At 44.3% G+C, this 12795-nt stretch carries 11 protein-coding genes and 1 riboswitch; of the genes, 3 read left to right on the forward strand and 8 right to left on the reverse strand.

Annotated elements, in window-relative coordinates; translation table 11 throughout:
- Nucleotides 1–20: 20 nt before the first annotated feature.
- Complete coding sequence (locus H70737_RS24635; protein ID WP_042130879.1) at nt 21–686, reverse strand: succinate dehydrogenase cytochrome b558 subunit; 666 nt, start codon at nt 684–686, stop codon at nt 21–23.
- A 401-nt stretch (nt 687–1087) separates the two neighbouring features.
- Between H70737_RS24635 and H70737_RS24640 the strand changes: the two genes are divergently transcribed.
- Nucleotides 1088–1990 carry a LysR family transcriptional regulator gene (locus tag H70737_RS24640; protein WP_042191552.1) on the forward strand — a complete coding sequence of 301 codons (903 nt, stop codon included), beginning with the start codon at nt 1088–1090 and terminating at the stop codon, nt 1988–1990.
- 71 nt (nt 1991–2061) lie between these two features.
- Here the strand turns inward: H70737_RS24640 and H70737_RS24645 are convergent, their stop codons facing one another.
- Entirely contained in the window at nt 2062–2730 is a 669-nt protein-coding gene (locus H70737_RS24645; protein ID WP_042191554.1) for a potassium channel family protein, read from the reverse strand.
- A gap of 13 nt (nt 2731–2743) precedes the next feature.
- Nucleotides 2744–4039 carry a TrkH family potassium uptake protein gene (locus tag H70737_RS24650; RefSeq protein ID WP_042194483.1) on the reverse strand — a complete coding sequence of 432 codons (1296 nt, stop codon included), beginning with the start codon at nt 4037–4039 and terminating at the stop codon, nt 2744–2746.
- A 134-nt stretch (nt 4040–4173) separates the two neighbouring features.
- Nucleotides 4174–4355: riboswitch (cyclic di-AMP (ydaO/yuaA leader) on the reverse strand.
- A 314-nt stretch (nt 4356–4669) separates the two neighbouring features.
- Between H70737_RS24650 and H70737_RS24655 the strand changes: the two genes are divergently transcribed.
- Entirely contained in the window at nt 4670–6355 is a 1686-nt protein-coding gene (locus H70737_RS24655; protein WP_042191556.1) for a CPBP family intramembrane glutamic endopeptidase, read from the forward strand.
- Nucleotides 6356–6462: 107 nt separating this feature from the next.
- Here the strand turns inward: H70737_RS24655 and uvrC are convergent, their stop codons facing one another.
- Together uvrC and trxA are read right to left on the reverse strand one after the other, a co-directional pair.
- Complete coding sequence (uvrC, locus tag H70737_RS24660; RefSeq protein WP_269321779.1) at nt 6463–8415, reverse strand: excinuclease ABC subunit UvrC; 1953 nt, start codon at nt 8413–8415, stop codon at nt 6463–6465.
- A 121-nt stretch (nt 8416–8536) separates the two neighbouring features.
- On the reverse strand, nt 8537–8854 hold the full coding sequence (trxA, locus tag H70737_RS24665) for a thioredoxin (RefSeq protein ID WP_042130884.1): 318 nt from the start codon (nt 8852–8854) through the stop codon (nt 8537–8539).
- 358 nt (nt 8855–9212) lie between these two features.
- Between trxA and H70737_RS30880 the strand changes: the two genes are divergently transcribed.
- Entirely contained in the window at nt 9213–9368 is a 156-nt protein-coding gene (locus H70737_RS30880; RefSeq protein WP_143759540.1) for a YqzM family protein, read from the forward strand.
- A 166-nt stretch (nt 9369–9534) separates the two neighbouring features.
- Here H70737_RS30880 and dnaI read toward each other — a convergent pair whose 3' ends face one another.
- From dnaI to H70737_RS24680, 3 genes are all read right to left on the reverse strand, one after another.
- Entirely contained in the window at nt 9535–10491 is a 957-nt protein-coding gene (dnaI, locus tag H70737_RS24670) for a primosomal protein DnaI (RefSeq protein WP_042191560.1), read from the reverse strand.
- An 18-nt stretch (nt 10492–10509) separates the two neighbouring features.
- On the reverse strand, nt 10510–12048 hold the full coding sequence (locus H70737_RS24675) for a replication initiation and membrane attachment family protein (protein ID WP_042191562.1): 1539 nt from the start codon (nt 12046–12048) through the stop codon (nt 10510–10512).
- 289 nt (nt 12049–12337) lie between these two features.
- On the reverse strand, nt 12338–12634 hold the full coding sequence (locus H70737_RS24680; protein ID WP_042130887.1) for a YuiB family protein: 297 nt from the start codon (nt 12632–12634) through the stop codon (nt 12338–12340).
- Between the last annotated feature and the right edge of the window lie 161 nt (nt 12635–12795).

Raw genomic sequence — 12795 nt, forward strand, 5'->3', positions numbered from 1 at the left:
AGTCCTGAGAGGATAATTACTTAGATGAAAGTCTTTATGGACTGAGCTATGGAAGCTGCGGTTTGAAATTCAGCATCACGGAAAGTGACTAGCGAAATGAGGAACATAAACGTTACAAGAACAAATATACCGAGACAAAGGTAAGAGGATACCCGCTGTGAACGAGGTCCTACCGTGATTCCCCAGCTGATCAAGAAAGACCATAGGCCGTTTGAGAAGTGAAAGCATGCTGCAACGATACCAATAATATACAGTGTCAACATCAGTGGTTGAGTCACGATATCATGCATCAGACCACCCAGCTCTTCATGCTCTACACTACCAACTGCCACCTGAACCCGGGTTTGGAACAAATGCCAGACTATAAAGATAAAGGTAATAATTCCTGTAATGCGTTGCAGCGTATAACGCCAGTTTCTTTCAATGTTGAAGCGGTTCAAGTTCGGCTTGGATTGATAGGCAATATATAGTCCGTATACGCCATGGTACAGCAGAGGAAGCCATATACCGAACAATTCCAGGAAGAAGACAAGCGGCAGGCTATTCAGCCATATCACGCTGTCAGTGAAACCGGAAGCGCCACCCTCTACAGCCGCAAAATTCGTCATCATGTGCTCAATGAAGAAAGCTCCAAGCGGGATAACGCCTAGCAAGGAATGAATCTTTCTGGAATAAAATCCTTTCATACAAAGTAACCCCTTTCCGATTAAAACAGCGTTTTCATTATTGTGTATTCACCGCCGGAACTACATTTGACACAGGATAACGTAGACTATGTCATGACAAAACGTCTATATTTACCGCTATCCTTGGTTTCCCGGACTTTGTTTTCTTTTTCACAAAATGTGAATATCTTGTGTCACTTTTCATGTTACTCCTTTTTCCCTTATAAGGGAATTGCAATCTAATTATTAAACGTTATACAATAAACGCATAAGAATAGATTTTATATGATAATAATTCTCATTTAGAGAAACAACATTTTCCGACAAATCTTTTATTTCCTTATGGAGCAAGAAGTATTGTCTTCATGGCTATGAATTTCGTCACTACTGTTTATAGATTGCACTACGAGAGGAACATAAATATGTTTGACGATTTAGATGTTTTTGCAGCGGTTGTGGAGCACTCCAGCTTGAATCGGGCCTCCCGCCAGCTCAATCTGTCCCAACCTGCCCTATCTCGTAAAATCTCCAAGCTGGAAGAACGGCTGGGTGTAGCGCTATTTAATCGTTATGGCAAGCGACTGGAGTTAACCGAGGTTGGGCGTCTTACTTATTCCTACGCACTTGAACAACGGCAGCAGCGCTCTAAATTTCTGGAGGCATTGTCAAAATACAAAGAAGGCGAGCCTAAGCTCGTCACCTTAGGGGCGTCACTTACCTCACTACAGACCACTCTGCCTCCACTAGTAAACGCATATATGGAGAAATACCCAACTGCGGAGCTGAAGCTAATCACAGGCCGAACACATGAAATTGTCTCCTCTGTCAGTGAAGGAAAGTCAGATATAGGTCTGATCGCTTCCTCTATTCAAGAACCTGGACTGCGCTGCATTTCTCTGTTTGAGGATCAACTTCGACTGGTTGTTTCTGAGCATCATCCTCTGAATCAATCTACCAAGCTAACCATGGATGATCTGTCCCGACTGCCTATGATCCTGTTCTCCAAAGGCACCTGGTACCGACGTCTAACAGACGATCTGTTCCAGCGCTGTGGAATTGATCCAGACGTTCGGATGGAGATTGACTCCTTCGAAGCCATCGTGCGGCTGCTGCCGACAGTCAATGTGGCAGCGTTACTGCCCAAGTCTTATCTGCGTCCGCAGCTGTTAAACGGCGGTGGGCTGGTCTCTCTGCATATTAAGGAGCTGGAGCAGACTCAGCGAACTACCTGCCTGATTTACCGTGACGATGGGAGCCTGAGCACAGCGGCCCGCAGCCTCGTGCAGGTCACAGAAGAGATGTTTCTAACGGAACGAGAGAAATAGTACATACCTCTGCGTGCAGCCTTAATTAAAAAAGCCCTCCGTCCCATGTAAAGGACGGAGGGCTTATCTATTTAATCTTGGTTTACAACTTCATCCTCAAATCGATCAATACTTTCATTAGAACCAATGAGTACCATAACGTCGCCCTCACTCAAATGATCATGTGCCGTTGGAGCCACTATAATTCCACTTTCCCGGTTCAGGGCAACAATACTGCAGCCATATTTCGCTCTTGTATTTAAATCTGACAAGCTTTTCCCGTTCATGCAAGACGGAACGGTTAGCTCGACGATTTTATAATCCTTGGACAGTTCAATATAATCCAGCAAATTGGGTGTCACGAGCTGATGTGCTACACGAATGCCCATATCCCGCTCCGGAAAAATAACCCGGTCCACGCCCAGCCTGGACAACGCACGACCATGAAGGATCGAGATCGCCTTGGCTACTACTTGCTTGACTCCAATCTCTTTTAACAAAATCGCCGCCAGAATACTTCGTTCCATATTGTCGCCAATCGCTACAATCCCACAGTCAAAGTTCCGTACGCCGAGCGAGCGCATAATTCCTTCATCTGTAGCATCAGCCACTACCGCATGCGTCAGGTGATCGCTCATTTCCTCCACACGCTCCTCATGGTGATCAATGCCGAGCACCTCGTAGCCCATTTCCATCAGCTCAAGTGCAAGGCTTGAGCCAAAGCGGCCTAAACCGATTACTACAAATTGCTGTGCTTTCATTTCGGATTAACTCCTATCCAATAATTATTTTACCTTCTGGGTGCTTATACAATGGTTTACCCTGTTTAGGTCCAAGCGCATACACTAATGTTAATGGACCTAACCGACCTGCAAACATGGTCAGACAGATCAGAATCTTGCCGAAGATAGACAGTTCAGGTGTCAGCCCCATGGTTAGTCCCACCGTGGCAAAAGCTGAGGTCGTCTCAAATAATATCGCTAAGAAATTACTATCCTCTGTTGTGGACAGTAACATCGACACCGTGAGGACCAATAGCAAAGCGAGTAATGTTAACGTCAACGCTTTATAGATACGCTCCTGCGCCAATCGGTAACGGAACAGTACAACATCTTCACGTCCGCGCAGCATCGCGATTACTGCACCAATCATAATCGTAAAGGTTGTAGTCTTGACCCCGCCACCTGTTGATCCTGGAGATGCACCAATAAACATAAGAATAACCATAAAGAACTGTGAGGCTTGCCGCAGTCCGGCAATATCCACCGTATTGGCGCCAGCGGTTCGGGGCGATACCGACTGAAAGAATGCCGATAATATTTTTCCGCCGAAATTTAAATTCCCCAGTGTGCGCTGATTCGTAAATTCAAATATAAAAATAACTAAAGCGCCGATAAGAATAAGCCCTGCAGTGGTGGAGAGTACAACTTTGCTATGCAAAGATAATTTACGTTTGACACGAAACTCCACCAGATCCGACATGACAATAAAACCAATACCGCCAGAGACAATCAGAAACATCACCACGATGTTCACTAGCGGGTCATATACATAATCGGTTAAACTCCGGAAATCCCCGAAAATATCAAATCCAGCATTATTAAACATAGACACCGCATGAAATATTCCAAAATAAACGGCCTTGCCCAGTGGCATATCAAACGCCCAGCGTAAGGACAGAAGCACCGCTGCACAGCCTTCGATGACCAAAGAATAAATAAGTACTCTCCGGATCAGTCGAACAATCCCCTCCATAGAGCCTTGGTTCATTGCTTCCTGAAGGATCAGTCTATCCCGCAAGGAAATTTTGCGTTTCATCATCATGGCAAATAAGGTCGCCATTGTCATAAACCCTAAGCCACCAACCTGGATAAGCACCATAATTACGGTTTTCCCAAAAATGGTGAATGTCGTCCCGGTGTCCAGCACCACAAGTCCTGTCACACAGGTGGCCGATGTTGCAGTAAACAACGCATCAATAAAACTAACAGCATTCCCGCTGGTACTCGAAATGGGAAGCATTAGCAGCAAGGCTCCAATCAGAATGATCGATGCAAAACCAAGCACCATAATCTGAGGCGGAGAGAGCTTCAGGAACTTTGATTCAGAAACCCTGCGAAACTGTGAAGCCACTACGCTCACCCTCTTATCAAAATTTAAAGAATTCCAACAAAAAAAGCACTGGAAAACCAATGCTACCCTTGGTTCCTGCAGTAAATTAGCCTACGAGGTTAGCTGACGGATTCGGACTGTGCAGGCTGCCCTATTCGTTCCTAGAACGAAATTCACCCCTGATGAATAAAGATAATGCCTATGGCGTATACTCATCTTTTCATTACTTCTTATGGTTCCCCCGTTTTCACCTGAAATTCGGCTATATACAATTGCATACAAATTATATATGTTATTTCGATAAATCACAAAGACACTATTAATGGTGATTCATATGAAAAATGCGGTTTGGAGAGGATGTACCACTAAGAGTGCCTTTTCTCATCACTTTTCCGTGTTTTCCCTGCAATTGCATCGATTTTCATGAAAAATGAAGAAATAATCACCTTAAATTCATGGTATATATTCAGCTACCTATTCTATAATATCTCTATTACCCATAAAAAGAATATACGATGATTTTTGTAACTATCATGGCACTAATACTATAATGGAACATAACATTGTCAGTTTACAAGGAGGCGTTACATGAATCCCGTTGGCCAGCCCTTACAGCAACGTGCCCTCTCCAAGAGGCTCATCATCTCGGGCATTATCGGTCTTATTCTATTTATTATGTTTCAGATTGCTCCCTCGGTGCTAAATAGCCCTGCCGGGGAAGATACTACTGTCATCAGCAAGGCGGAAGCCCGCGACAAAGCCATATCATTCGCAGAACAAAAGCTGAACTACACCAAAGCACCAACTGATCAGTGGAATGTACTGTACGATACGGACTCTTCCTTTTATGGTTATATGTCCCGCGAGAAGCTTTTGGAGGACTATACAAAAAAGAAATTGGATCAACGATATCCTTTTGACATTTTCCGTGTAACACTTAGTCCTTCAGCGGAACAAGAGCCACTAATCTCCGTTGACCTCAATATGTATACTGGTGCAGTTGTCGCTTTCACACAAGGTGCAGAAGGATCAGGTACCGTATTACCAAACAATGTATCCACCAGTGCAAAAGAAGAGGACAAGGGTACTACCTTATCACTTGCACAAAAAGAAAATCTTGCCCGTCCCTGGCTTCAGGAATGGGATGTAAATCCCGCCAAGCTGCAAATTGAATCGAATACGGGAAACTACGGGCTCGTGTATACAGATCGTTCCGTTCAGATCGGCGAATCCTTACTACACTATTATTTCGATTTCACTGGCGAACAGGTATCCAGCTTTAAAGCAGGATTCACCGCTCCAGCCTGGCATACCTCCTATGTAAAGGACCAGACCTCTCTCGCGGAAAAGTTTACTTTATTCGGCTACGGTTTGCCTACTTTAGCTTTAGGAATTCTGGCACTCATCTACAGCATACTTAGAAGAGAACATACCTCCTTTAAGCGTGGAATATTCCTAAGCTCAGCTTATTTTGTAATCATGATGATCAGCACCTATAATATGCTCCCTGAATCCTCAGGCGAAGGACTCGAGGCTCAGATAACTTCCGTCATAATGTTCATCATTTATGCCTTATATAGCCTCCTAATGTCCTCCCTGCTCTATTTTTCTTTAGTTGGAGGGGACGGCCTATGGAAAAAAGAAGAGGGGATGAACCCATGGCCTCGTGCTAAAGAGCCTGGCTATGGAAAATATGTTCTGGATAGTATCCGGGCTGGATACGTCTGGGCATTCGTGCTGCTAGGGGTGCAGACCCTTATGTTCATCGTATTATCACTTACCTTGCAGAACTGGTCCACTACTGACGCTACTCAATCTCCTTACAACATGAGATATGCTTGGCTGCTGCCCATCGTTGCATGGCTCGCTGGTTTATCCGAGGAAGCCATTTATCGTTTTTTCGGAATTCCTATGTTGAAAAAAGTATTCCGAAGCACGTTCATTGCTTGCCTGATCACCACGCTGGTTTGGGCGTTTGGCCATACGCTGTATCCGATCTACCCCATCAGTTCCCGTCCTATTGAGCTGACCGTGATTGGTTTGCTCTTTAGCTATATTTTCCTTCGTTACGGATTTATTGCCGTCATGTTCAGTCACGTCGTGTTTGACAGCATTCTGATGGGCGCTACGCTGATCTTTATGAAGGAAAGCGTGAATGTAGGTGCTGGTATCTTCGCGATTATCATGCCGTTCATAGTCGCCTACATCGTCTATCGGTTTAATCCACCGCAAAAATCAGAACCTAAGCCGGTTGAACCTACATCTGTAATTTAAAGAAGTAACGAGTGGATAACCTATAATAAAAAAAGGTGTCACAGCAGAAAACTGCTGTGACACCTTTTTTTATATTTACGTTTACATCATTCCAGTATTTCGAATGCCTATGTCGCTGGCTCTTCATCCTTGAGCGCCTCAAGAATTTGACTAGCCAGCTTTTCGCCAATAGAAAGTGATTTAAAATCTTCTATGGAGGCTTCTTTAATTTTCTTTAGCGATCCGAAATGCTTAAGCAGCGCCTTGCGCCGCTTCTCGCCTATACCTGGTATGGAGTCCAGTTTAGAAGTAACCATGGACTTCCCACGTTGTTCACGGTGGAAGGTGATGGCGAATCTATGCACCTCATCCTGAATCCGTTGCAACAGATAAAATTCCTGACTATCCCGAGCCAAAGCGACAGGTTCTGGCGGATCTCCAACCAAAAGCTGAGCCGTCTTATGCTTATCATCCTTGACGAGACCACAGACCGGAATGAATAACCCCAGCTCGTTCTCCAGAATATCAATAGCTGAGGATATCTGCCCTTTACCACCATCGACTACGATAAGATCTGGTATCGGCAGGTTCTCTTTCAGCACCCGTTCATACCGCCGCCGGATGACCTCGCGCATCGTTCCATAATCATCCGCACCCACCACCGTACGAACCTTATATTTACGATACTCTTTTCGTGCGGGCTTGCCATCAATGAAGACAACCATCGCAGAAACCGGATTAGTCCCTTGAATATTCGAGTTATCGAACGCCTCGATCCGGCTTAAGCGTTCGAGCCCCAAGCTCTCGCCTAAGCTCATTGCAGCACCAGAGGTACGTACTTCATCTCGTTCAATAAGCCGGAACTTCTCATCGATTGCGACTGTAGCATTTTGGCAGGCCATACCGACCATCTGCTTCTTGAGGCCACGCTGTGGCACTAGCACTTTGGTGCCGAGCCACTCCTGTAGAATAGAGGCGCCACCTGCAGCATCAACGACACCTGCTGCTGATGCTTCCGCAGCGGCCATTTCACGGGCCTCAACTTCTTCAGGCGATTCGGGGGTATCTTCCCCCTTTTGTAGATCTTCTTCGGCTGGAGTAGCAATGACAATCGCCGGTTTAGCTTCTTTATCAACCACTGCTTCCTCGTCAAGCACATCCGGCAGAAGAATCTCCTGCGGCAGAGCAGGATTATCACTGTAATACTGCGTCACATAAGACATAAAGTCACTGTAGGCTTCCCCATAGAACGGAAAGACAGAGGAGTGGCGCTGAATCATCTTCCCTTGTCTCATGTACAGAATCTGTACACACATCCATCCCTTGTCTACCGCATAACCAAATACGTCACGATCCTTAGTATCTGTGGTGTTAATCTTTTGTTTCTCCATCAATGCATCAATATGGATAATCTGATCCCGCAGTTCCTTCGCCCGTTCAAAATATAATTCCTCAGCAGCTTCCTGCATCTTCTGCTGTAGATCCTTCTTAACCGCATCATGACCTCCGCTCAGAAAAGCAGCGATATCTTGCGTAATCTGCTCATACTCGGACTTCTGCACTTCCTTCTCACACGGTGCCAAGCATTGGCCCATGTGATAGTAAAGACAGACTTCCTTTGGCATTACGCCACATTTACGGAGCGGATACATACGATCGAGGAGCTTTTTCGTTTGCTGTGCAGCATAACCATTAGGATAAGGGCCGAAATATTTTGCTTTATCTTTAATCACCCGGCGTGTGACTTCAAGCCGAGGGTGAGTTTCATTCGTTATTTTGATATAAGGAAATGTCTTATCGTCCTTCAGAAGTACGTTATAACGCGGCATATGCTTCTTAATCAGATTGCACTCGAGAATGAGCGCTTCCATGTTACTGGACGTAACAATATATTCGAAATCTGCAATATTAGCGACAAGCCGCTGAGTTTTACCATTATGACTGCCTGTAAAATAAGAGCGAACCCGGTTCTTAAGCACCTTCGCCTTACCCACATAAATAATGGTGCCTTCTTCATTCTTCATCAGATAGCACCCGGGCAGGTCGGGTAATAGAGCCAGTTTGTTGCGGATATTGTCCAAAATGATCCCCTCCAGCTAAATTGGACCCATAATTAATTGGCATTCAGCACACAAAACGCCTCCGGAATGAACCGAAGGCGCTGAGCGGCAGGGCCGAGGCCCGAACAGTAGCATTTAACAATTATTGATGTTTAGCTACGATATTTTTCAGGGATTCTTTGGAGTTCAATCCCACAACTTTATCTACCGGTTGACCGTCTTTGAAGAAGATCAGGGTTGGGATACTCATCACGCCAAAACGGGAAGCCGTTTCCGGATTCTCATCCACATTCAATTTTGCAATCTTCACGCTGTCTCCCAGTTCTGCGGACAATTCGTCCAAGATTGGAGCAATCATCTTACAAGGACCACACCAAGGAGCCCAGAAGTCTACTACTACAGTACCTTGACCTTCCACTTCGTTACTGAAGGTTTGGTCAGACACGTTCACGATAGCCATGATATTGTTCCTCCTCTAAAGTTTTACGAAACATTAATCCACTCTAAACCAAAGCTTAGTTTATGGAAGCTGCTCCGAAAATATAAGTTAATAAATTGTTTCATGTAATATGATAACCAAATTACCACTTACCGACACAATTCCAGTATAACATATCTTTAAGGGATATGTTATATATCACATACAATTATATTGCCCTCAAACTAATTTTATTTACGTTACTCTTTTCTTTACAATCTCCCCAGCCTTTCGGTATACTCTAAGAAAGCGCATTAAATGTCAATGACTTATTTCATAATGGTCAACTCAATTTGCATCTTAACAATACAGGCATTGTCCCTGTAAGGAGGCAGAAGCTATGGATGTCAACGCGCAAGCACGGGACCCACGAGAACATATCAACGAAGAACCCCGCAATGATCTAGGCGATTTAATGAATGGATTTTTCGGAATGACTGCATTTATGACCGTTGTCTTTTTCGGCATGGTTATCATTAAGTTCATTTCGGAGTAAGGGAATCATCGCAATATAAACAGAAGCCGTCTCAAAAGTAGTGAATGCTACTTAGGGGGCGGCTTCTTTTTTTGAGAGTAAATAAGAAAAAAACAGAGAGCAACGATCCTCCAATAAAAGGAGAATCGCTGCTCTTTTGAATGTTACGGTTATGAATATTTCGAGTTTATCTAATCGTCCCCCGTTGATTCTCCCCATGCAGTGGAATGACATCCACAAAAGGAGCAATACGATCCATCAAACGTTGACCTTTATAAATCTCCTCGCCATCCTTGCTCGTAAAGCTAAGATGTTTCTCCAAACCATCGAGCGGATAATTTGAGGTATAGAAGGTTGGCTTACGGTTCATCCGATAATTCAGAATCGCACCAAGCACATGATCACGCGCCCATGGATTCAAGTTCTCCGCACCAATATCATCAAAAATAAGTAAATCGCAATTTTTCAACGTATCTACGGTTTCCTTCATCTTCTGGCCGTCCATCATGATCGACTTCAAATCCTCGATAAAATCTGGCATATATACGATAACTCCAGTATAGCCGGCAACAGCAAGCTCATGAAGCAAGTAACACATCAGAAATGTTTTGCCTGTTCCGAAAGTCCCATGTAAATAAATCCCGCGCGAGGTCAGACCCTCTTCTTTAACACTCGTGATATAATCAAATATTTTATTAACCGCTGAGACCCGGCGTGGATCCTTGCCCATAATATCTATTTCATCATAACCGCCATTGAGCACACGCTCGTCCACATAAAAGCTACGGATACGTTTGCGGATGCTATCCTGATTATCCTGTGCCACTTTAAGCCGGCATGCCGTCTTGCGCTCATATAAGTCCGCCGAACCATTCACGCTCTCGACCGTAAGTTTGCTAAAGTGACCAGGGAAATCATTCGGACATTTCTCTAGACCCGGACAGTTCGCACAGTGGCGGCTTTCCTCTACATATTGATACAGGCGGCTCATATGAAGCCGCAGTCGCGAATCATCTAACTCAGGATGTTCAGACTGTAATGCCTTCACAAGCGGATGATTGAATAACTCCTGTTCAAGATCGCGTTGACGCTGCCGTAGAGTTGGATTGTTAATCGAACGAAGCACATCGCCCATAGACTCCATAGTTCCACCTCTCTTTCATTACGGCGCTTGGGAAACGCCTTTTTTCTTGTTGGCTTTAATTTCTGCCGCTTTCTTCATCATCGCCGCGAATTCCTCTTCCGATACCGTTCCGGCACTTCCATCGTCCAGCACAATCGGAATTTCCGGTTTAGCGGATCGACCTGTATTTTTAGCATATGAACGTGATCGAGATCCTGCCGCCGTGTTAGTTGTAGCTCCCTTGCCTTTCACTTTGGACTGATCCCTGATATATTTTACAGCCTTTTCGTAGGTGTTCACCTGTTTAACCAGCATATTGGAAGCGATAGCCTCCACAAAATTGCGGTTCATTCGCTGTTCTCCACCTGAGGCTACCATAGTCATTAAGTAATGAATAAGTACATTGATTACTTCACCGCTTAGCTTATAGTTCAAATCTATTTTCTCGAACATATCCATCAAATGACTGGGTACTGCACCTGGGAAAAAAGTTTGAAGCAGCCGCGTATAAGGTTCGTTCCGCAGCATCATATTATATTGGTGGATGTCACATTTGGACAAAAATTGTGGTGGTACTTCTACATAATACTCCATCTCTACAGATTGCTCCGGTGGTGCTATAGAATCATCATTCTCTTCAGAGGCACTGGAACGGATGGAAACAACCTTAGCAGCAGCAACTTCACGCTTTTCTTGTCGTTTCATATCCTGCCTGAAATGCTGGCTCGCTTTATATTGCAGTGCATCCAGAATAACCTCGCCATCCGGTGAGAACACGCCATCTTCATCCAGCAGACGACATAAATCCTGCGGACTGAGTTCGTACTTATGAGCTACATAGTTAATAACACCCATTTGAGTATGGTCAAAACGCAGTTTTTCTACATGAGCCCGGTTCACGGATTCCCTTGGAAAACGCAAAATAATATCACTATATCCAATCGCTTGTTCTCCAGATTCACGCATACCAGGCTGACGCACAGTGGCTACTTCTGCAAGTGCCTGCTCCAGCTCATAATCAATGACATGTGTATTAAGTTGAAAAATATCATAAAAAGGCACGGAGATATTCTCTTTGCCTATGGATCTGCGACTCCATTCTTCTGGCTCTCGATTCCAGAATTGTTCCCGTAAGGACAGCACAGCAAATTTGCCGATTTTATCGCGTAACAGCAACGTCAAATGCTGAGTGGCAAAAAAGTCAGCTGGCGATAGCGGCGGCATAAGCTCATATTCATATAAGTAATCATCGGTTTCCGGCACATAGATTCGACAGGTCTGTAGCAGACCTACCGCTTCTAACCGGGAAGCCTGATCTATTAAATATTTGCGGCCTTTCTCATTTGGTTCAACGCCTAGCGTCATAAATAATCTGCGCTGTTGCTCCACTCCAGAATAGCCAATGCTATCTGCTGGTACATGTTCAACCAGCAAGCGATAGAAACTGATTGCAAAAGCTCCTACCATAGGCTGATACACAGAGCTAAGCATACGTCCATCTATAACACTAAGACCAAATTCGCGGGAAACGCAGTACCGATGATGTTCGGTGAAATGATGTAAGTTACTCATGCGCATCTACGGATACCCCCTTGTTTTCACGAATTCATACAGGATTCTATTCTATCATAAAAAACGTCGCCGGAAATGTAAATAAACTACCAATTCCGACTCTTTTCGCTATAATCAGCTTTTTCATACGATTATCTACCTCTATTAAACAAGAAGAAACGGCTTCACTGTCCTCTGGAAGAGGAAGGTTCCGTTTCTCGCTGAATTTCAAAATGATTCTTAGCGTAGAACTAAAAGCTTATATGTTCAAAAAAACGACTCTCACATCAGAGCCGCAGGTCTTCCGATTAAATCTTTAAAACATCTTGTAACCGCCAAAGCGCAGTTTTTGAATGGTCCATCCACTCAATATAGCACCTGCAAGACCAGCGACACCAGTTAAGTAATCAACAAAGTGGAAACTGGAGAGATGCTCCCAGAGCGACATCGCGCTTCTATCCCAAATGGAATAGACTACGACGGGTAGAATAATAAGTACGAATAGATAAGCGGGAAACCAGGTTGTCTTCATTAACATGTTAAGAATAAATCCAATACCAAACATCATCACAAAGAATAAAACGGTTAGGATAAACACTGGAATAAACCCCATCTTACCGTCACTACCCCTTTCTATAAAGAAGCGCACATCTTATACGAGCTAGTAGTAAGTTTACTAGAAAAAATGTCACGAAGCAATGAACTTTATTCAAAATCAGGTCTAATTCTCTTACATCGGAATGTCATCATTTGCTCTAAGCAACTTGATTGCGA

The sequence above is a fragment of the Paenibacillus sp. FSL H7-0737 genome (assembly GCF_000758545.1).
Taxonomy (GTDB): domain Bacteria; phylum Bacillota; class Bacilli; order Paenibacillales; family Paenibacillaceae; genus Paenibacillus_AQ.

What these genes read in the sequence shown, in the direction of transcription:
- H70737_RS24650 (WP_042194483.1), bottom strand. Translation starts at nt 4,039, where the DNA reads ATGGTGCTTGGTTTTGCATCGATCATTCTGATTGGAGCCTTGCTGCTA.
- H70737_RS24675 (WP_042191562.1), bottom strand. Translation starts at nt 12,048, where the DNA reads ATGCGCATGAGTAACTTACATCATTTCACCGAACATCATCGGTACTGC.
- H70737_RS24635 (WP_042130879.1), bottom strand. Translation starts at nt 686, where the DNA reads ATGAAAGGATTTTATTCCAGAAAGATTCATTCCTTGCTAGGCGTTATC.
- H70737_RS24655 (WP_042191556.1), top strand. Translation starts at nt 4,670, where the DNA reads ATGAATCCCGTTGGCCAGCCCTTACAGCAACGTGCCCTCTCCAAGAGG.
- H70737_RS24680 (WP_042130887.1), bottom strand. Translation starts at nt 12,634, where the DNA reads ATGGGGTTTATTCCAGTGTTTATCCTAACCGTTTTATTCTTTGTGATG.
- dnaI (WP_042191560.1), bottom strand. Translation starts at nt 10,491, where the DNA reads ATGGAGTCTATGGGCGATGTGCTTCGTTCGATTAACAATCCAACTCTA.
- H70737_RS24640 (WP_042191552.1), top strand. Translation starts at nt 1,088, where the DNA reads ATGTTTGACGATTTAGATGTTTTTGCAGCGGTTGTGGAGCACTCCAGC.
- trxA (WP_042130884.1), bottom strand. Translation starts at nt 8,854, where the DNA reads ATGGCTATCGTGAACGTGTCTGACCAAACCTTCAGTAACGAAGTGGAA.
- H70737_RS24645 (WP_042191554.1), bottom strand. Translation starts at nt 2,730, where the DNA reads ATGAAAGCACAGCAATTTGTAGTAATCGGTTTAGGCCGCTTTGGCTCA.
- H70737_RS30880 (WP_143759540.1), top strand. Translation starts at nt 9,213, where the DNA reads ATGGATGTCAACGCGCAAGCACGGGACCCACGAGAACATATCAACGAA.